Source organism: Nocardioides sp. zg-DK7169 (genome assembly GCF_013155365.1).
Lineage (GTDB): Bacteria > Actinomycetota > Actinomycetes > Propionibacteriales > Nocardioidaceae > Nocardioides.
The window spans coordinates 265,195-283,701 of record NZ_JABJRA010000005.1; the positions used below are offsets into that span (position 1 = coordinate 265,195).

Here is an 18,507-nt window from a genome sequence, read left to right on the forward strand (position 1 = left end):
ATGACCGCCGCCTCCACCAGCTCCCCAGACTCCCCGACCGGCCCGGGCTACTACCGCCTCGACGAGGCCACCGGCGAGCTGCTCGCCACCGACCTCGCCGCCAGCATGTGGGGCGAGAACCACCTGCACGGCGTGGCGGTCAGCGGTGCGATGGCACGGGCGCTGGAGCATCGGGTGGCCGAGCTGGGCCGCGCCGACCTGCGCCCGGCGCGCTACACCGTGGACCTCTTCCGTCCCGCGACGACGGACCCGTGCGTGGTGCGCACCGAGGTCGTGCGCGAGGGCAACCGGCTGTGCCTGGTGGACGCGACCTACCTGCAGGACGACGTCGCCGTGGCCCGGGCCAGCGGGCTGTTCCTGCGCGCCACCGGCAGCACCGCGGGCGAGACCTGGTCCCCGGGCTCCGGCGCCGAGTCGGACCTGGTCCCCCCGCCGCTCGAGATCGCCCCGGTCACGACCGAGGCGCACGTGCCGTTCATCCACAGCGACGACGTCGGCTGGTCCCAGGACTTCACCCAGCACCAGAACGCCTCGCGCAAGCAGTCGTGGAGCACCGGACCCTCGGTCGTGGTGGGCGAGGCGCCGACCCCGTTCCAGGCGGTCGCCTCGCTGGCCGACGGCGCCAGCCTGGTCACCAACTGGGGCAGCCTCGGCGTCGAGCACATCAACACCGACATCACCTTGGTGCTGGCCCGTGAGCCCGACGGCGTCTCCATCGGCCTGGCCGCCACCGACCGCCGCGAGGACGGCGGCATCGCCGTCGGCACGGCCGCCGTCTTCGACCGCAGCGGGCGCCTCGGCACCGTCGTGGTCAGCGCCCTGGCCAACGCCAAGCGGGTCGTCGACTTCGCCCGGGTCGAGTACGCCGACGACGGCACCCGGCGTACGTCGCCCGGCGCCTGAGGGAGCGCTTGAGAAGCGACCCGCGGGTCAGGAGAGGTCGCGGGTCTCGCGCCAGCCACGCTCGAACGGCAGCCGCCAGGCGTGCGGGTTGATCAGCTGGTGGATGGCGTTGGGGCCCCAGCTGCCCGGCGGGTAGGCGCGCACCGGCGGCGGGTTCTCCAGCAACGGGATCGACTTCTCCCACAGGGTCTCGATGCCGGCGGCGGTGGTGAAGAGCGTGTGGTCGCCGCGGATCGCGTCGTGGATGAGCCGCTCGTAGGCCTCCAGCACCGAGTCCGAGCCGAGCGTCTCGTGGGTCGCGAACTGCATCGAGACCTTCTCCAGCGTCATCCCGGGCCCGGGGCGCTTGCCGTAGAAGGACAGCGACATCCGCGACTGGTCGGCGAGGTCGAAGGTCAGGTGGTCGGGCCCCTGGGTGCCGGCCTTGGAACCCGTCGGGAACATCGACAGCGGCGGCTCCTTGAAGGCGATGGAGATGATGCGCGCGCCCTCCGCGAGCTTCTTGCCGGTGCGCAGGTAGAACGGCACCCCGGCCCAGCGCCAGTTGTCGATCTCGACCTTGAGCGCGATGAAGGTCTCGGTGTCGGAGTAGTCGGAGACGTCCTCCTTGCCGCGGTAGCCGACGTACTGACCGCGCACGACGTTGCTGGGCTCGATGGGGCGCATCGAGCGGAACACCTTGAGCTTCTCGTTGCTGATCGGCTCCGGCTCCAGCGACGTCGGCGGCTCCATCGCCATGAACGCCAGGACCTGCATCAGGTGGGTGACCACCATGTCGCGGTAGGCGCCGGTCGACTCGTAGAAGCGGGTGCGGCCCTCGAGGCCCAGGGTCTCGGGGACGTCGATCTGCACGTGGTCGATGAAGTTGCGGTTCCAGATCGGCTCGAAGAGCCCGTTGGCGAAGCGGAAGGCCAGGATGTTCTGGGCCGCCTCCTTGCCGAGGAAGTGGTCGATGCGGAAGATCTGGCGCTCCTCGAAGACCTCGTGCAGGCGCGCGTTGAGCCGCTGCGCGGAGGGCAGGTCGGTGCCGAAGGGCTTCTCCATGATGATCCGCGAGCGCTCGACGAGGCCGGCCTCGTCGAGCATGTGCACGACGTCCAGCGCAGCCTTCGGCGGCACCGAGAGGTAGTGCAGGCGCCCGACGAACGGCTCCGCGGGGAACGCGCTCTCCGCCTCCGCGACGGCCGCGGCCAGCGCCTGCGGGCCGTCGCCGGTCGGCACGTAGCTCAGCAGCGGGGCGAACCGGGCCCAGTGCTCCTCGGTCAGGCCGCCCTTCGCGAACTCCTCGCACGCCTCGTGGGCGAACTTCACGAACTGCTCGTCGTCGAGCTCCTCCAGCGAGGTGCCGACGATCCGGGCGTCGGAGATCAGCCCGGCCTCGTGCAGCCTGAGCAGACCGGGCAGCAGCTTGCGGCGCGCCAGGTCGCCGGTCGCGCCGAACAGGACGATCACCACGGGCCGTTCCATGTCACCGAGCGTAGTCAGGCGGTGGAGTCAGCCGGTGGGGGCGGGCTCCTCGGCGAGGGCCTGGAGCACCCGGACGGCCTTCCAGCCCGCCTCGGCGTGCTCGCCCGCGACGTCGGAGTGCACGGTCACCCCGCCGCCGGTGCCGACCTGCCAGGACCCGTCGCCGGTGGTCGTCAGCGAGCGGATCACCACACCCAGGTCGGCGGTGCCGTCCGCGCCGATGCGCCCGAACGCCCCGGCGTAGGCGCCGCGCGGGGTCGCCTCCACCTCCGCGATCACCTCCATGGTGCGCAGCTTGGGCGCCCCGGTCATCGACCCGGCCGGGAAGAGCGCGCGCAGCGCCGCGAGGGTGGAGACCTCCGGGCGCAGCCGGCCGCGCACCGTCGAGACCAGCTGGTGGACCGCGGCGTACGACTCGACCTCCATCAGGCGCGGCACCTGGACCGTCCCGGGCTCGCAGACCATCGCCAGGTCGTTGCGCAGCAGGTCCAGGACCATCAGGTTCTCGGCACGGAAGCGCGGGTGGGTGGCCAGCTCGGCGCGGCGCCGCTCGTCCTCGTGCGGCGTCGCGCCGCGCGGGGTGGTGCCCTTGATCGGGCGGGCCTCCACGGTGCGGTCGGCGTCCACCGCGGCGTACCGCTCGGGGCTGGAGCTGAGCAGCCACGCCTCGGCGCCGGACACGTCGTGCTGCACGAAGCCGGCGTACGGCGCGGGGTTGGCCGCGCGCAGCCGCAGGTACGCCGTCGCGGGGTCGAGGCGGCTGTGCGCCGCGAGCCGGTGGGTCAGGTTGACCTCGTAGGTGTTGCCGGCGTGCAGGTGCTCCTGGACGCGCGCGAAGGCGGTCCGGTAGGACGCGGGGACGTCAGGGCGCTCGGCGGTCCCGGCGGCCTGGGCGGTCGGCGTCGCCTCGGCGGACGGGGCTGCGGGCGCCGGGGGCAGCACCTGCAGCTGCGAGGGGCGCATCCACACCGCGTCCGGCAGCCCGGTGCCGTCGCGGCGCGAGGGGTGGGCGGGGAGGTCGGGACGCGCGGCGTACCCGAAGTAGCCGAACCACTGCGCACCCGGGTCGCCCGCGGCGAGCTCGTCGGCCAGCACCGCGAAGGGGTCGGTGCCGACCACCTGCGTGCGGCCGCCGGCGTGCCGGGTGACCTCGCCGGCCGCGGCGTCGTAGCTCAGCGAGACGTCGTCGTCGGCCAGCCACCCGACCAGGGAGCGGCGTCCCGACCAGTCCCGACCGCCGGCGCCGTCGAGCCAGAAGCAGCGGCGGTGCCGCGCGGCCAGCGCGGGGAACCAGTCCGCGGGGTCCCTGAGGTCCCTGGGCTCCCTGAGGTCCGCAGCGTCGCTCATCGGGCGGCCACCAGGAAGTTCGCGACCAGGTCCGCGCCGTGCTCGGAGAGCACCGACTCGGGGTGGAACTGGACCCCGGTGAGCGGCAGTGAGCGGTGCTCCACGCCCATCACCAGCCCGGACTCCGCGTCCGTGGCGGTCACGCGCAGGCAGTCGGGGACCTCCAGGGCGGCCAGCGAGTGGTAGCGCACCGCCGCGAAGCCCTGCGGCAGGCCGGCGAACAGCCCGGTCCCGTCGTGCTCGACGCGCGCCAGGACGCCGTGGCCGGGGGTGACCCGACCGGCCCGGCCGCCGTACGTCGTGACCAGGCCCTGCATGCCGAGGCAGACGCCCAGCACCGGGCGGGTCGCGGCGGCCAGGACGGCCCGGCCGACGGCGAAGTCGCGCGGGGAGTCCGGGGTGCCGGGGCCCGGCGAGAGCACCACGTGGGAGTGGGCGAGCACGTCCTCGGCGTCGACCTCGTCGTGCTGGACCACCCGCGGCAGCACGCCGGTCACCGAGGCCACCAGGTGGGCGAGGTTCCAGGTGTAGGAGTCGTGGTGGTCCACGACCACGACGTCCGCTCCGGCCACGGGCGGAATCTACCGCCGTCCGCGCTGCGGACGCTCACCCGTCGTCGCCCCGGACACCCGCGCGAGACGGCAGGATGCGGCACCATGAGCGCTCCCGTGATCGAGACCCCCTCCAACGCCGGCGTCGCCGAGGCGCTGGCCGTGGCGCAGCGGTGGCTGCCGGCGTTCCTGGCGGGTCGCCGCGCCGACGACGACGTCTACGCCGAGGGGGTGTCGACCTGGCACAACATCGGCGAGCGGGAGTCGGAGATCCAGCGCACCCCCTCGCGCACCCGGCAGGTGCAGGCGGGGGCCGACGTACGCGTCGAGGACGTGCGCCTGAAGGTCTTCGACGGCGGCTGGGTGCTGCAGGCGACGACCGTCGGCACCAGCGCCGCCGGCGAGGCCGTGCGGGTGCCGACCTGCCTGGTCGTCACGCTGCGCGAGGGGCGCATCGCCCGCTTCGAGGAGTACGCCGACTCCCGGGCCGCCGAGCGGCTCTTCGGCCTCCCCGCCGGGGACTGACGCCGCCTGCGCGGGAAGGTGAGACAGGGCCCGGAGGAGCTTCCCCACTCCATCGGGCCCTGTCCCGTCTGTGACCTGCTCGAGGACCGCGGAGGTCTCAGTCGAGCAGGAGGTCGGCGACGAGGTCGTGCAGGATCTCGAAGCCACGCTCGGTCAGGATCGACTCGGCGTGGAACTGGATCCCACGATAGTGGGGACCGCGCACGAGGTGCACGTCGCCCGTCTCGGCATCCGAGTCGACGCTCACGCCGGACGGCAGCTCGGTGCCCTCGCCGACCCGGCCGACGAAGGTGTTGTAGAAGCCGACCCGCTCGGTGCGGCGCCCGATCCGCACCGGCGACTGGGTGCCCTGGAAGACGATGTCCTTGAACGCCAGCGGGATCCCGAGGCGGTGGCACAGCGCCTGGTGGCCCAGGCAGACGGCCAGGAACGGCTGCTCCGCGGCGAGCAGCTCGTCGACCGCGGCCCGCAGCTGGGCCATCTTGGGGTCGGTGTCGTCGCGCGGGTCGCCGGGACCGGGCCCGACCAGCACCAGGTCGTAGCCGCCCAGGCAGCCGGGGCGGTAGTCCTCGTGGCGCACCACGTCGCTGTCCATCCCGAGCACCCGCAGGACGTGGCGCAGCATGTTCACGAAGTCGTCGTCGCCGTCGAGGATGACCGCGCGCTTGCCGCGCAGGCCCGGCTCGGGCGAGACGCCGGCCTGGTCGGTCAGCCAGAAGGTGGAGAGCCGCTGGTTGCGGGCGTTGAGGGCGAGCAGCACGTCCTCGTCGAGGACCAGCTCGCCGACGTTGACGTCCGGCACCGGCGCGGGCTCGACCAGGCCGAAGGCGCTGAGGATGCCGCCGGCCTTGGCGTGCGTCTCGGCCACCTCGTACGCCGGGTCGGAGTCGCGGACCAGGGTGGCGCCGGCCGTCACCTTGAGGTTGCCCTCGAGGTCGATGTCCGCGGTGCGGATCACGATCGGGCTGTCCACGACCGGGCCGCCCACCGCGTCGCGGCCCAGGACCGCCAGCGCGGCGCCGTAGTAGCCGCGCCCCTCGGTCTCGTACTTCTTGATCAGCCGGCAGGCGTTGCGGACCGGGCTGCCGGTGACGGTGGCGGCGTACATCGTGTCGCGCAGGACCTCGCGGGGGTCGCGGGTGGTGCGGCCTGCGAGGAGGTACTCGGTGTGCACCAGGCGGCTCATCGGCTTGAGGAACGGGCCGAGCACCTGCCCGCCCTGGTCACAGATGTCGCACATCATCTTGAGCTCTTCGTCGACGACCATGAAGAGCTCGTAGACCTCCTTCTCGTCGGCGAGGAAGTCCAGCAGCCGCTGCTGGGTGTCCTCGCCGCCCCCGAGTCGGAAGGTGCCGGAGATCGGGTTCATCCGGACGTCGCCGCCGTGGATGGAGACGTGCCGCTCGGGGGTGGCGCCGACGAGGTAGCGGTCGCCGGTGAAGAACAGGTAGGTCCAGTAGGCGCCGCGCTCGCGCTCGAGCAGCCGCTTGAGGACGGCGAGCGCCTTGTCGGCGCCCCAGTCGGCGACCTGGGCGCGGTAGTGGCGCCCGACGACGAGGTTGGCGCCCTCGCCCTGCCCGATCTCGTCGCGGATGATCGCCTCGACGACCCCGGCGTACTCCTCGTCGGAGGTCTCGAAGCCGCCCCGGTCGGTGAACTCGACCTCCACGTCGTCGATCGCCTCCACGATCTCGGCGACCGAGAACTCCAGCTCGGTCTCGACGTCGACCACGACCAGCGGGGTCTGGTCGTCGTGGGCCTCGAAGCCGCGCTCGGCGACCTGGCGGAACGGGATCGCGAGCAGCCGGTCGGCGATGTGGCCCTCCGCGGGCGCGCCCTCCTCGAGCGGCACGTCGAGGATCGACTCCACGACGCTGCGCCGCCCGCCGACCAGGCCCACGGTGTCGCGGTCCCCGGCCCGGGTGGAGCGCCGGATGATCGCCCACGCCTCGTGCCCCTGGAGTGCCTCGATGGCGTCCCGGGCAGAGGTCCTCGCAGTCATGGCCGAACTCTAGTTGCGCCCCCGTTCGCGGTGACGCGGGGTTGTGGACGCTGGACACGCTCCAGGAGACGTGAGCAGCGTCGACGACGCCGCGTGAGGAGGTGGGCGGGGCGCCGGCCCGTCGCCGTCAGCAGGCCTCCAGCAGCGCCGCGCGGGCGCCGGGGTACCGCTCGAACTCGAAGTCGCGCAGGACCCCCTGGAGCTCGCGTCCGGCGCGCCCGAGCTCGTCGAGGTCGTCGAGACCCTCACCGGTCGCGCCGGCGCCCTGGGCGAGCATCGCGACGCCGTGGACCTGGTTGGCCAGTGCGGGGTCCCAGCGGTCCCCGGGGTCCTCGGGCAGCGACCGGGCACCGGCGCAGGCCACCTCGCGGTCGTCGGGCTCGTCCTCGTCGAAGACCAGCCAGCCGGCCGCGAAGCCGAGCACCAGGGCCAGGAGCAGCGAGCCCACGATCGTCACGATGCGCATGACGCAGCCGTCCCCGCTCCGCCGGGCCGCGAAACCCTCAGGAGACGGTGGTGAGCAGCTGGGTGGCGCGGGTGAGGACGACGTACAGCGTGGCGCGGCCGGTGACCGACTCGTCCTCGATCTCCTGGGGGCGCACGACGACGATGCCGTCGAACTCCAGGCCCTTGGTGTCCAGGCCGGTGAGCACCACGACGCGGTCCTCCCCCGACGGCGCGACCGTGGAGTCGCGGGCCGCGGCGCGGGCGCCGGGGGCGTCCTCGGCGCGCTCGGGCCACGCGGCCAGCCAGGAGTTCACCTCGGCGCGACGCGCCGCCGGGACCACGATGCCGACGGTGCCGGCGACCTGGCCCGCGATCGCGTCGACCTCGGCGCGTACGGCGGCCTCCAGGTCGTCGACGTCCTCCACGACCCGCGGCTCGATGCCGGTCGAGCGCACCGCCTGCGGCAGGTCGGCGTCCAGCCCGACCCGCTCGGCGTACGCCGCGGCGTGGGCGTAGATCTCCGCGGAGTTGCGGTAGTTCGTCGAGAGGTGGAACTCGTGGACGAACTTGCCGGCGAGCGCCTCGGCGCGCGCGTCGTTCGCCTCCTGCGGCACCGGCCAGGAGGACTGCGCCGGGTCGCCGACGATCGTCCAGGAGGCGGTGCGGCCGCGGCGCCCGACCATGCGCCACTGCATCGGGGTCAGGTCCTGGGCCTCGTCGATGAGCACGTGGGCGTAGGGATCGTCCTCGATGCGGTGCGTCGGCGGCGCCCAGGCGCGTCCGGTGGGGGCGTACTCACGGTCGGCGGCGGTGAACAGCTCCTGCATGTCGACGCCGCCGGCGATGAGCGCCATCGGGTCGTCGCGGGAGTCGTCGGCCTTGATCGGGACGTCGCCGAGGGCGTAGCGCAGCTCGTCGAGCAGCGCGACGTCCTCGACGGAGAGGTCGCGGGGGTCGCCCGTCCACGACTTCAGCAGCAGCCGCTGGTCCTCGGCGCTCAGCAGGCCGTCGGAGACCCGGGCCAGCAGCTCAGGGTCGCGCAGCCAGCCCAGCACGGTGCGAGCGTCCAGCGGCGGCCACCACGCGGCGGCGAAGTCGAGGAAGCCGTCGTGGGAGAGCATGTCCTCGTTGAACGACTCGCGGCCCCGCTCCCGGCCGCGCTCGCCGCGGACCTGGCGCCACATCGCGTCGAGCAGCGCGTGGGCGACGCGGGGCAGCTGCTTGTTGCGCGGCCCCTGGCCCATCAGCTGGCGGCGCACCCGCCCGAGGATGCCGCGGTCGAGCACGAGGGTGTCGTCGCGGTAGAAGATCTTGAACTGGCTGGGGCTGTTCGGCGCCTGCTGGCGCGAGACGCGACGCAGCACCTCGGCCATCCGGGCCGCGCCCTTGACGTCGGCGACCGCCGGCTCGTCGTGCCGGGTCGCGCGGACGCCGTCGACGACCTCGCCGAGCGAGCGCAGCGCCACGGCGGTCTCGCCGAGGCTCGGCAGCACCCGCTCGATGTAGCGCATGAAGACCCCGCTGGGGCCCACGACGAGCACGCCGCCGGACTCGTAGCGGCGCCGGTCGCTGTAGAGCAGGTACGCCGCGCGGTGCAGCGCCACCACGGTCTTGCCGGTGCCGGGGCCGCCGGAGATCGACACCACGCCCTTGCCGGGCGCGCGGATCGCCTTGTCCTGCTCGGCCTGGATGGTGGCCACGATCGAGTGCATGGAGCGGTCGCGGGCGCGGGAGAGCTGTGCCATCAGGGCGCCCTCGCCGACGATCGGGAGGTCGGTCTCGACGGAGTCGTCGAGCAGCTCGTCCTCCACGCTGACCACCTTGGGGCCGACGCAGCGCAGCACCCGGCGGCGTACGACGTCGTGCGGGGTGGCCGCGGTCGCCTGGTAGAACACCGCGGCGGCGGGCGCGCGCCAGTCGATCAGCAGCGAGTCGCGCTCGGAGTCGCGCAGCCCGACCCGGCCGATGTAGCGCGGCGCCGGGTCGCGCTCGGGACGCAGGTCCAGGCGCCCGAAGACCAGGCCCTCGTGGGCGGCGTCGAGCTGGGCGAGGCGCTTGGCGGCCTGGAAGACCATCGCGTCGCGCTCGACCAGGCCACCCTCGTGGCCGATCTTGCCGCGGTCGTGGCCCTCCTTCGCCAGCTGCTTGGCCGCCTCGGCGGAGTCCGCCAGCTGCCGGTAGACCCGGTCCACGAACGCCTGCTCCGCCTGGAGCTCCTGCTCGACCAGCTCGTCACTCACGGATGGATCCCCTCGACACACGGTTCCGCACTCGGACCGGCCAGCGCCGGCTGTACTGCCCCACCCGCGTGACGGTCGGGGCAAGCGAGCAACTGTATCCGGCCCCCGGCGAGGACCGGAGCGAACCGGCGACTTCTGGCCCCGGGGTGCGACCCCGCCCACGCCCCCATGACCCCGAGAGCTCCCCGGCAGCGCCCTGGCGGAGCGGGAAGGAGCGGGGCGGGGGGGAGTCAGCGGCGCAGCGGCCGGTACACGACGACGGAGGCCTCGACGTCCTCGACCCGGCCGGCACCGGGCGGGTCCGAGCGCACGGTGTCGGTGTCGACACCGACCGCGTAGACGTCCCCGGCCGGCAGGTGGATGCCGACCCTCCCCGCGGCACCCACGAACGGGGTGCTGAAGGCCGAGCCGGGCCGGCGGCCCTGCGCCACGAGCGCCGACACGGGGCCGCCGGGGGTGACGTAGTGGACCGAGACCGGACCGTCCGTGGTGTCGATGCGCACCGTCTGCGCCGTGGAGGTGAACCGGTGCACCCGGTCGCGCCGCCACAGCGTCCCCTCCTGGATCACCTCGCCGAGCAGCATGTCGTGGACCCGGAACCGCTCGCCCGCCTCGTAGACCCCGACCCCGACGACGAGGTCGTCGGCGGTGACCGGCTCACCCCGCCCGAGCTCGTCGCGGGTGACCCAGACCGCGAACGTGTGCGCGGCGACGTCCGTGCCCCACATGCCGCTGGCGATGCTGGTCGGGTCGTCGCCGGGCTCGGCCGTGCAGCGGTGGCCACTCCCGCGGGTCCCGCCGTCCACCGCGACGTGCAGGAAGAGCCCGCGCTCGCTCGTGCGGCAGTAGGTCGAGAAGGACAGGTCATCCAGGCGACCACGATGGGCCACCTCGAGCTCGCCCCGGCCCGGCTCGGAGAAGCCCCCCGCGACCAGCGTCGTGCCGCCGATCCGCTCGCGCCAGACGGCGTGTCCGTCGCTGGGGCCCTCGGGGAGGGCGTCGGTGCGCTCGTAGACCGCCCAGGTCACGGTGGCGTCCCCGGACGGTGTTGGCGCCGCACCGGCCGGGCTGCCGAGCTCCAGGCTGACCGCCCGCACCCCGAAGGGGTCGACGGTGACCGGCAGCGCGTCGGACGCGCGGCCCAGCACCTCACCGGCGCCCCGCACCGTGACGTCGCCCCCGCCCAGCCCGTCGGTGGCGACGGTGAGCAGCAGGTCGTCCCCGTCGCCGGGCTCGACGCGCAGGTCGTCGGTCGTCGCGTCGCTCAGCTCGACCCGCTCGGCGGCCACGACGGCGTACTCGAAGCCGTTCCACACGATGCTCCGCTCGATGTCGAGGCCGCGCGCGGGGTCGACCGTGTCGGCGCGCTCCCCGCCGTCCAGCCCGACGCCCAGGCCGATCCCGGTCACCGCCACCACGGCAGCGACCGCGCCCGCCACGGCCACCCGCCGCCGACGTCGTACGACGCGCACCCGCTCGCGGACCGCGGCGGGGCGCCCCGCCAGCGCGTGGTCGGGACCCTCGGCGGCGTGGTGCAGGGTGGTCTTGAGGTCGTCGATGCTGCTCATCGCAGGTCCCCCTCGGGAAGGTGGGTGCGGTCCTCGCTCAGGGCGGGGTCGATGCGGAGCCTGGCCAGCGCCTTGCTGGCCTGGCTCTTGACGGTGCCGACGGAGCAGCCGAGCAGGTCGGCGGTCTGCGCCTCGGTGAGGTCCTCGACGTAGCGCAGCACGATCACCGCGCGCTGGCGCCGCGGCAGCCGGCCCATCGCCGTCCACAGGTCGTGCGAGGTGTCGGTGGCGGCGCTCGGGTCCGGCGCCGCGGGCCCGGTCGGCTCGGGCAGCTCGGCGGTGGCGTGCTCGCCGTTCCAGCGCCGCCGCCACCACGAGGAGTACGTCGTGACCAGGATCCGGCGCACGTAGGCCTCCGGGGAGGACTCGATCCGCGACCAGGCGAACCACGCCTTGGCCAGCGCGGTCTGCAGCAGGTCCTCGGCCAGCGCGTGGTCGTGGGTCAACAGGTACGCCGTGCGCAGCAGCCCGGTGGAGCGGGCGGCCACGAAGTCGTCGAAGTCGATCGGCTCCACGCTCCCCGCTCCCCCCGCGACGGCGACGGCCTGCGGCGGCCCTGGCAGTGTGCTCATGCCCCTGAGGACCACCTGGGAACCGTGAAGGGTTGCCCGCCGGCGGGACTTTCCCACGGGACGACCGGGTCAGCGCCCCCGCTGGAGGAAGGCGGTCATCGCGGCGCGGGCCTCCTCGGAGCCGAACAGCCGTGCGCTCAGCTCCGCGAGCCCGGGCCCCTGCTCGTCGAGGCGGGCGACCATGTCGCGGTTGAGCAGCGCCTTGGTCTCGCGCAGCCCCTGCGCGGCCCCGGTCGCCAGGCTGGCGCAGACCCGGTCCACCTCGGCGTCCAGCTCCGCGGCCGGCACTGCGGTGGTGACCAGGCCGTACGCCGCCGCGTCGGCGCCGCTGAACACCTCGCCGCCGAGCGCGGCCAGTGCCGCGGCCCGCGAGGTCAACCGGGGCAGCACCGTCACCGAGATCGCAGCCGGCGCCAGGCCGAGCTTGACCTCGGTCAGCGCGAAGGTGGCGTCGTCGGCCGCGACCGCCACGTCGGCGGCCGCGACGATGCCGGTGCCGCCGGCCCGCACGGCACCGTGGACGCGGGCGACCACCGGCTTGGGCAGGGCCAGGATCCTGCGCTGGAGCGCCACGATGCGCGACGCACCCTCGGCCATCGAGCCCGCCCGCGCCTCGGCCAGGTCGGCGCCCGAGCAGAACACCCGCCCGGCCGCGCGGACCAGCACCACGCGCGCCGCGTCGTCGGCCGCGGCCCGGTCCAGCGCCTCCTCGAGCTCGGTGAGGAGCTGGCGCGAGAGCGCGTTGCGGTTGTGCGGGGAGTCGAGCGTGATCGCGGCGACGCCGCCGACGACGGCGTACTCGACCACGGGTGCGGGTGCCTCGGCCATGCGGGGCATCCTGCCCTGCCGCGCGCCGCGGCACGCAGACATCCGCGGGGCGGCGCGGTTCCGAATCATCCCCATGAGCCACACGCCGAGTCCGCCCACCCGCTCCCTGGCACGCCGCGGCCTGGTCTGGCTCGGCTACGCGGGGTGCGGCGTGCTGGCGGCGCTGGTGGGCACCGCGGCCGGCCACCTGACGGCCTCGCTGCTGGACCCGGCGTCCTCACCGGTGCTCGCGGTCGGGTCCACGGTCATCGACCTGACCCCGACGCCGATGAAGGAGTGGGCCATCCGCACCTTCGGCGACGACGACAAGACGGTGCTGGTCGGCTCGGTGATGGCCGGCGTGCTGCTGCTCGCCGGGGTCGCCGGGCTGCTCGCCCGCCGCCGCCCGGCGGCGGGCGCCGCCCTGCTCGCCCTGCTCACCGTGCTGGCCGGGGCGGCCGCCCTGGCCCGGCCGCAGGCGGCGGTGACCGATGTCGTGCCCAGCCTCGTGGCGGCCCTGACCGGGGTCGGCGCGCTGCTGTGGCTGGTCCGGGCCGCCGACCCCGACCCGTGGCCGGCGCCGCCGGCGGGCGGCTCCACCTCCACCACCCCGAGCACCTCCCCGAGCCGGCGCGGCGTGCTGGTGGCCGCCGGCGTGCTCGGCGTCGCCGCCGCGGTGATGGCCGGGGCCGGGCGCTGGCTGACCCGGCTGCGCCTGCAGCCCGCGGACGTCGACCTCCCGGCGGCGACCGACCGGGCCCCGCGCTTCCCCGCCGGGCTGGAGGAGCGGTTCCCCGAGATCACCGCCCTGCGCACGCCGGCCGAGGACTTCTACCGCGTCGACACCCGCCTCGACGTCCCACTCGTCGACGTCGACGACTGGCGCCTGACCATCGACGGCGACGTGCGCAGCACGGTGACCTTGAGCTTCGAGGACCTGCTCGCGATGCCGCTGGTCGAGCGGGACATCACCTTGACCTGCGTGAGCAACTCCGTCGGCGGCCCGTACGTCGGCGGCGCGCGCTGGCTCGGCGTACGGCTCACCGACGTGCTCGACCTGGCCGGCGTGGGCACCAGCGCCGACCAGATCCTCTCCACCGACGTCGACGGGATGACGATCAGCACCCCGCTCGACCTCGCCACCGACGGCCGCGACGCCCTGGTCGCAGTCGGCATGAACGGCGCCGCGCTCCCCCGCGAGCACGGCTTCCCGGTGCGCCTGGTGATCCCGGGGCTCTACGGCTTCATCAGCGCCACGAAGTGGCTCGAGCGGATGACGCTGACCACCTACGCCGCGGAGTCGGCGTACTGGACCGACCGCGACTGGGCGACCGACGCCCCGATCAAGCTCGCCAGCCGGATCGACACCCCGGGCTCCTTCGACACCATCGACGCCGGGGACGCCGTCATCGGCGGGATCGCCTGGGCCCAGCACCGCGGCGGCGTGGCCAGGGTCGAGGTCAGCATCGACGGCGGCGCCTGGCAGCCGGCACGGCTGGGACCCGACGTGGGCGAGGACTACTGGCGCCAGTGGTGGATGCCCTGGGCCGCCGAGCCCGGCCGCCACACCCTCACCGTGCGCGCCGTGAACGGCGACGGGGAGACCCAGATGCCGGTGCGCGCCGCGCCGTTCCCCGAGGGCGCCAGCGGCCTGCAGGAGATCGTCGTCGACGTGGAGTGAGACGTCGGCGTACCGGTGTGGAGGGGTGAGGTCGGCGCCACACCGGACCAATCCGGACCGGCGATCGCACCGAACTCCCGATGACAGCCGAACGAGAACGCACCATCCGATCGAAAGGCAGTTCCATGAAGCGCAGCTCCCTTCGCAGCACCGGCGCCCTGGCGGCCATCGCCGTCACCATGTCCCTCGGCTTCGCGGCCTGCAGCGACGACGACGGCGGCGACACCGCCTCGGACACCGCCTCCTCCTCCAGCCCGTCCGAGGAGATGTCGCCCTCGGACGACATGTCCTCCGACGACATGTCCCCTTCCGACGACATGACCGACACCGAGATGGCCATGGGCTCCGAGGTCTTCGGCGCCGCGTGCAGCGCGGTCCCGACCGAGGGCAAGGGCTCCCTGGACGCCATGGCCACCGAGCCGGTCGCCAACGCCGCCGCCTCCAACCCGCTGCTCTCGACGCTGACCGCCGCGGTCACCGAGGCCGACCTGGTCGACGCCCTCAACTCCGCCGAGGACATCACCGTCTTCGCGCCCACCAACGAGGCCTTCGCCGCGATCCCGAAGAAGGACCTCAACGCGGTCCTGGCCAACAAGAAGCTGCTGACCAAGATCCTCACCCACCACGTGGTGACCGAGGAGGTCGAGCCCGACGAGCTCAACGGCACCTTCGAGACGCTGAACGGCGACAAGCTCAAGGTCACCGGCTCCGGCGAGGAGTTCAGCGTGGGCGACGAGAAGGCCGCCGTGCTGTGCGGCAACATCGACACCGCCAACGCCAAGGTGTACCTCATCGACACCGTGCTGATGCCCTGAGCATGACGACCAGGCACTGACGCGCAAGGATCTACTCGTGGACCCCACCCGACCGTTCGCCGGCGTCCCCTCCCCGGAGGGGACGCCGGCGGTCCCCGACCCAGGACCGCTCCTCAGGAGCGCCTCCCGCGGGGACCAGGCAGCCTTCGCCCAGCTGTACGACCTCACTGCCGCCCGCGTGCACGGCCTCGCCCTGCGCGTGGTCCGCGACCCGGCCCAGGCCGAGGAGGTCACGCAGGAGGCCTTCCTGGAGATCTGGCGCACCGCCAGCCGTTTCGACCCCGACCGGGGATCTCCGCTGGCCTGGATGCTGACGATCACCCACCGCAAGGCCGTCGACCGGGTCCGGTCGGCCGAGGCGGCCACCCGGCGTGACGTGACCTACCACCAGCAGAACCAGCCGGTCGAGCACGACAGCACCGCCGAGGCCGCACACGCCTCCCTCGAGGCCCGCCGGGTACGCGGCGCGCTGGGGACCCTGACCCCGGTGCAGCGCGAGGCCCTCGAGCTTGCCTACTTCGGCGGTTACACGCACACGCAGGTCGCCAGCATGCTGGACCTGCCCGTCGGGACCGCGAAGACGCGGATCCGCGACGGACTGATCAGACTTCGAGACACGATGGGAGTAGGCCAGTGAGCGAAGACATCCACGCGCTCTCGGGCGCCTACGCCGTCGACGCCCTCGACGACGACGAACGCGTCCACTTCGAGCGTCACCTGGCCGGGTGCGCGGCGTGCCGCGCGGAGGTCGACAGCCTCCGCGACGCCACGGCGCTGCTGGCCGAGACCACTGCGGTGCAGCCGCCGGCCGCGCTGCGCGACTCGATCCTGGCCCAGATCGCCCAGGTGCGACCGCTGCCGCCCGTCGTCGAGGAGGGCACCACCGTCCTCGCCGCACCGGAGCAGCCCGCTCCCGCACCGGGGACCGGCGGTGCCGCCGACGGCGGCGCCGACGCCCCCGTTCCGATCACCTCCGCGCCGTCGCGCCGTCGTCGGTGGGCGGGCGTCCTCGCCGTGGCCGCCGCCGCGGTGGTGGCCGCCGTCGGCGTCACCGTCACCCAGCCGTGGGACGACGGCGGGACCGACTCCCCGACCCTGTCGGCCGTGGAGCAGGTGCGCCAGGCCTCCGACCTGGAGGCCTACACCCAGGCCTTCCCGGACGGCTCCGAGGCCACGGTGCTGGTGTCGCGGGAGCTGAACAAGGCGGTCCTCGAGACCGAGGACATGGCCCCGGCCCCCGAGGGCAAGGTCTACGAGGTCTGGCTGGACCACCGCGAGGTCGGGATGGTCAGCGCGGCGATCATGCCGAAGGGCGAGGACAACACCGTCGTCCTCGCCGGCGACCCGGCCACCGCGATCGGCGCCGGCATCACCATCGAGCCCGAGGGCGGGTCGGACACCCCGAGCGACGAGGTCGTCGCGCTCTTCGAGTTCGACAAGGCCTAGCGGGCTCATCGCCCCGACCGCACGACGGGCGCCGGTGTCGACCTGACACCGGCGCCCGTCGGTGGTTCGCTGGGACCATGGACGCTGTCGAGGCGGCGTTCGCCGCCACCCCGCGCACGAGGTTCCTCCCCCGTGCGGAGCGCCGGCGCGCCGACCACGACGGCCCGCTGCCGATCGGCCACGGCATGACCTGCTCCCAGCCGCGGACGGTCGCCGCCATGCTGCGCCTGCTCGACGTACGCCCCGGGGACCGGGTGCTCGACGTCGGGTCCGGGTCCGGGTGGACCACCGCGCTGCTCGCGCACCTGACCGGACCCACCGGCGACGTCCTCGGCCTCGAGGTGGAGCCGGACCTCGTGGACCTCGGAACCGCCAACCTCGCCGGACACCTGGCCGGACAGCACGCCGCCGCCCACCGCCCGGGGGCGCGGATCGAGGCGGCCCGCCCCGGCGTGCTCGGCGACCCCGGCGGCGCGCCGTACGACCGGGTGCTGGTCTCCGCCGAGGCCCGCGACCTCCCCACCGCCCTCGTCGACCAGCTCGGCCCCGGCGGGCGGATGGTGGTCCCCGTCGACGGCACGATGCTCCTGGTCCGCGCCACCCCGACCGGCCCCGAGGTGACCCGGCACGGCGCCTATCTGTTCGTGCCGCTGCGCGAGCCGTAGGCGGCGGGTGGCCGCCGGTCGAGCCGGCGCCGTTGGTCGAGCTCGTCGAGGCCCCGTTGGTCGAGCGGCGCCCGTTGGTCGAGCTTGTCGAGACGCTGGGGAAACACCCTTGCTCTCGAACATGCGTTCGAGTAGACTGAGGCATGGCCTCCCCCGAACTCCCCGACTGCGACTCTCCGGCCGCCGTGCTGGCGTTCGCACGGCGCCGCCGGGCCGCAGCCCAGGCCGCGGAGGTCGACGTGCTGGAGGCCGCTCTGGTGTGGGCGGCGATGCACCCCGAGGAGTCGGTGTCCCCGGCCCCGACCACCGGGCTGGTGTTCGGGGAGCTTGCCGTCCCGCTCGCGGGTGAGGGCACGCCCCTGGTCGCGGAGTTCGCGCCGATGGAGCTGGGCGTCGCGCTCGACATGTCCACCGACTCCGCGAAGACGCTGATCGGGGACGCCCTCGAGCTGGCGCACCGGCTGAAGCGCATCTAGGCGCTCGTGCAGGCCGGCGAGGTCCCCGCGTGGAAGGCCCGCCGGGTCGCGCAGCTGACCACCACGTTGCCATTGGTCGCCGCGGAGTACGTCGACCGCCAGCTCGCCCCTGTGGTGGGGAAGGTCGGCTTCGCGGCGATCGGGCGGCTCGTCGACCACGCCCGAGTCACGTTCGACCCCGAGGGTGCGGAGAAGCAGCGGCGCGAGGCGGCCGACGGGCGCCGTTTCGACGTCCACACCGAGTCGGCCGACTTCGACGGGACCGTGCAGGTCGAGGGCACCCTCGACCTCGCCGACGCGCTCGACCTGGACGCCGCAATCCGCCAGGGCGCCCAGGAGCTGGCTGCGCTGGGGTCGGAGGAGTCCCTCGACGTGCGCCGCTCGATGGCGGCCGGCGAGCTGGCTCGGCGCCAGCTGGCGTTCGACCTGATGACCGAGGCCTGCGACGGCACGGCTTCGGTGGTCAAGCCGCGGCAGGTCGTCATCCACGTGCACCTCTCCGAAGCGGCCCTCGGTGGGAAGCCGGGCATCGCGCGGGTCGAGGAGACCCGCTCCATCGTCTCCACCGAGCAGGTCCGCGACTGGTGCGGACCCGACACCCAGGTGACGCTCAAGCCGGTCATCGACCTCGACGCCCACCACCACACCGACGCCTACGCCGTCCCCGACCGGCTCACCGAGCAGACCCGCCTCACCCAATCGAGCTGTGCCTTCCCGTGGTGCGAACGCCCGGCCCTTCGCTGCGACACCGACCACGTGATCGCCCACGGTTCGGGCGGCCCGACATGCAGCTGCAACCTGGCGCCGCTGTGCCGGCGACATCACCGGGCCAAGACCCACACCGGTTGGACCTACGAGAAGACCGCCCCGGCGACGTTCCTCTGGCGATCGCCCCACGGTCTGCACCTCGTGAAGTCCGACGGCGCCACCCGCCTCCTCACCGCACACCCACCGGACGAGTGAACCCGAGCGTCAGGACCCCGCCAGCACCCTGC

General features: G+C 74.0%; 18 protein-coding genes. 9 read left to right on the forward strand and 9 right to left on the reverse strand.

The genetic code is table 11. From position 1 onward, the window contains the following. On the forward strand, window positions 1-903 hold the full coding sequence (locus tag HOQ23_RS10170) for an acyl-CoA thioesterase domain-containing protein (RefSeq protein WP_172214327.1): 903 nt from the start codon (window positions 1-3) through the stop codon (window positions 901-903). A gap of 27 nt (window positions 904-930) precedes the next feature. Here HOQ23_RS10170 and zwf read toward each other — a convergent pair whose 3' ends face one another. From zwf to HOQ23_RS10185, 3 genes are read right to left on the reverse strand one after another with little or no spacing between them, the layout of a single operon-like run. After that, window positions 931-2,370, reverse strand: a complete 1,440-nt coding sequence (gene zwf / locus HOQ23_RS10175) for a glucose-6-phosphate dehydrogenase (RefSeq protein WP_172214329.1) — start codon at window positions 2,368-2,370, stop codon at window positions 931-933. A 27-nt stretch (window positions 2,371-2,397) separates the two neighbouring features. Beyond that, window positions 2,398-3,717, reverse strand: a complete 1,320-nt coding sequence (locus tag HOQ23_RS10180) for an anthranilate synthase component I family protein (RefSeq protein ID WP_172214331.1) — start codon at window positions 3,715-3,717, stop codon at window positions 2,398-2,400. Next, entirely contained in the window at window positions 3,714-4,289 is a 576-nt protein-coding gene (locus HOQ23_RS10185; protein ID WP_172214333.1) for an aminodeoxychorismate/anthranilate synthase component II, read from the reverse strand. The genes HOQ23_RS10180 and HOQ23_RS10185 overlap by 4 nt, the downstream gene beginning before the upstream one ends. An 84-nt stretch (window positions 4,290-4,373) precedes the next feature. Between HOQ23_RS10185 and HOQ23_RS10190 the strand changes: the two genes are divergently transcribed. Beyond that, window positions 4,374-4,793, forward strand: coding sequence for a nuclear transport factor 2 family protein (locus HOQ23_RS10190; RefSeq protein WP_172214335.1), 420 nt, complete (start codon window positions 4,374-4,376; stop codon window positions 4,791-4,793). Between the two features lie 97 nt (window positions 4,794-4,890). Here the strand turns inward: HOQ23_RS10190 and HOQ23_RS10195 are convergent, their stop codons facing one another. From HOQ23_RS10195 to HOQ23_RS10220, 6 genes are all read right to left on the reverse strand, one after another. Continuing rightward, window positions 4,891-6,795, reverse strand: a complete 1,905-nt coding sequence (locus HOQ23_RS10195) for an anthranilate synthase family protein (RefSeq protein ID WP_172214337.1) — start codon at window positions 6,793-6,795, stop codon at window positions 4,891-4,893. Between the two features lie 127 nt (window positions 6,796-6,922). Then, entirely contained in the window at window positions 6,923-7,261 is a 339-nt protein-coding gene (locus HOQ23_RS10200) for a hypothetical protein (protein ID WP_172214339.1), read from the reverse strand. Window positions 7,262-7,298: 37 nt separating this feature from the next. Next, the gene (locus HOQ23_RS10205) at window positions 7,299-9,482 is read right to left on the reverse strand and encodes a UvrD-helicase domain-containing protein (protein WP_172214341.1); all 2,184 of its coding nucleotides are present in this window, start codon (window positions 9,480-9,482) and stop codon (window positions 7,299-7,301) included. Between the two features lie 230 nt (window positions 9,483-9,712). Then, window positions 9,713-11,050, reverse strand: a complete 1,338-nt coding sequence (locus HOQ23_RS10210; protein WP_172214343.1) for a hypothetical protein — start codon at window positions 11,048-11,050, stop codon at window positions 9,713-9,715. Beyond that, window positions 11,047-11,622: a SigE family RNA polymerase sigma factor gene (locus tag HOQ23_RS10215; protein WP_172214345.1), complete on the reverse strand. Its 576-nt coding sequence runs from the start codon at window positions 11,620-11,622 to the stop codon at window positions 11,047-11,049. Before HOQ23_RS10215 ends, HOQ23_RS10210 begins: the two co-directional genes overlap by 4 nt. A 69-nt stretch (window positions 11,623-11,691) precedes the next feature. After that, window positions 11,692-12,450 carry an enoyl-CoA hydratase-related protein gene (locus HOQ23_RS10220; protein ID WP_172214347.1) on the reverse strand — a complete coding sequence of 253 codons (759 nt, stop codon included), beginning with the start codon at window positions 12,448-12,450 and terminating at the stop codon, window positions 11,692-11,694. 73 nt (window positions 12,451-12,523) lie between these two features. Between HOQ23_RS10220 and HOQ23_RS10225 the strand changes: the two genes are divergently transcribed. The 7 genes from HOQ23_RS10225 to HOQ23_RS10255 all read left to right on the forward strand — a co-directional run bounded on the left by HOQ23_RS10225 (window position 12,524) and on the right by HOQ23_RS10255 (window position 18,475). Next, on the forward strand, window positions 12,524-14,110 hold the full coding sequence (locus HOQ23_RS10225) for a molybdopterin-dependent oxidoreductase (protein WP_172214349.1): 1,587 nt from the start codon (window positions 12,524-12,526) through the stop codon (window positions 14,108-14,110). Between the two features lie 125 nt (window positions 14,111-14,235). Continuing rightward, window positions 14,236-14,925: a fasciclin domain-containing protein gene (locus HOQ23_RS10230; RefSeq protein WP_172214351.1), complete on the forward strand. Its 690-nt coding sequence runs from the start codon at window positions 14,236-14,238 to the stop codon at window positions 14,923-14,925. Window positions 14,926-14,962: 37 nt separating this feature from the next. Then, window positions 14,963-15,562 (forward strand): ECF RNA polymerase sigma factor SigK, encoded by a 600-nt coding sequence (gene sigK, locus HOQ23_RS10235; RefSeq protein ID WP_172214353.1) that lies wholly within the window; start codon window positions 14,963-14,965, stop codon window positions 15,560-15,562. After that, complete coding sequence (locus HOQ23_RS10240) at window positions 15,559-16,371, forward strand: anti-sigma factor (protein WP_172214355.1); 813 nt, start codon at window positions 15,559-15,561, stop codon at window positions 16,369-16,371. The genes sigK and HOQ23_RS10240 overlap by 4 nt, the downstream gene beginning before the upstream one ends. Window positions 16,372-16,448: 77 nt before the next feature. Then, window positions 16,449-17,036, forward strand: coding sequence for a protein-L-isoaspartate O-methyltransferase (locus tag HOQ23_RS10245; protein ID WP_172214357.1), 588 nt, complete (start codon window positions 16,449-16,451; stop codon window positions 17,034-17,036). Window positions 17,037-17,179: 143 nt separating this feature from the next. Further along, window positions 17,180-17,512, forward strand: coding sequence for a hypothetical protein (locus HOQ23_RS10250; protein ID WP_172214359.1), 333 nt, complete (start codon window positions 17,180-17,182; stop codon window positions 17,510-17,512). 6 nt (window positions 17,513-17,518) lie between these two features. Then, the gene (locus tag HOQ23_RS10255) at window positions 17,519-18,475 is read left to right on the forward strand and encodes an HNH endonuclease signature motif containing protein (protein WP_172214361.1); all 957 of its coding nucleotides are present in this window, start codon (window positions 17,519-17,521) and stop codon (window positions 18,473-18,475) included. The last annotated feature ends 32 nt before the right edge of the window (window positions 18,476-18,507 follow it).

Bases quoted from the DNA above. Each gene is read 5' to 3' on its own strand.
- HOQ23_RS10170 (WP_172214327.1), top strand. From the start codon at position 1: ATGACCGCCGCCTCCACCAGCTCCCCAGACTCCCCGACCGGCCCGGGC.
- zwf (WP_172214329.1), bottom strand. From the start codon at position 2,370: ATGGAACGGCCCGTGGTGATCGTCCTGTTCGGCGCGACCGGCGACCTG.
- HOQ23_RS10180 (WP_172214331.1), bottom strand. From the start codon at position 3,717: ATGAGCGACGCTGCGGACCTCAGGGAGCCCAGGGACCTCAGGGACCCC.
- HOQ23_RS10190 (WP_172214335.1), top strand. From the start codon at position 4,374: ATGAGCGCTCCCGTGATCGAGACCCCCTCCAACGCCGGCGTCGCCGAG.
- HOQ23_RS10195 (WP_172214337.1), bottom strand. From the start codon at position 6,795: ATGACTGCGAGGACCTCTGCCCGGGACGCCATCGAGGCACTCCAGGGG.
- HOQ23_RS10200 (WP_172214339.1), bottom strand. From the start codon at position 7,261: ATGCGCATCGTGACGATCGTGGGCTCGCTGCTCCTGGCCCTGGTGCTC.
- HOQ23_RS10210 (WP_172214343.1), bottom strand. From the start codon at position 11,050: ATGAGCAGCATCGACGACCTCAAGACCACCCTGCACCACGCCGCCGAG.
- HOQ23_RS10215 (WP_172214345.1), bottom strand. From the start codon at position 11,622: ATGAGCACACTGCCAGGGCCGCCGCAGGCCGTCGCCGTCGCGGGGGGA.
- HOQ23_RS10220 (WP_172214347.1), bottom strand. From the start codon at position 12,450: ATGGCCGAGGCACCCGCACCCGTGGTCGAGTACGCCGTCGTCGGCGGC.
- HOQ23_RS10225 (WP_172214349.1), top strand. From the start codon at position 12,524: ATGAGCCACACGCCGAGTCCGCCCACCCGCTCCCTGGCACGCCGCGGC.
- HOQ23_RS10230 (WP_172214351.1), top strand. From the start codon at position 14,236: ATGAAGCGCAGCTCCCTTCGCAGCACCGGCGCCCTGGCGGCCATCGCC.
- HOQ23_RS10245 (WP_172214357.1), top strand. From the start codon at position 16,449: ATGGACGCTGTCGAGGCGGCGTTCGCCGCCACCCCGCGCACGAGGTTC.
- HOQ23_RS10250 (WP_172214359.1), top strand. From the start codon at position 17,180: ATGGCCTCCCCCGAACTCCCCGACTGCGACTCTCCGGCCGCCGTGCTG.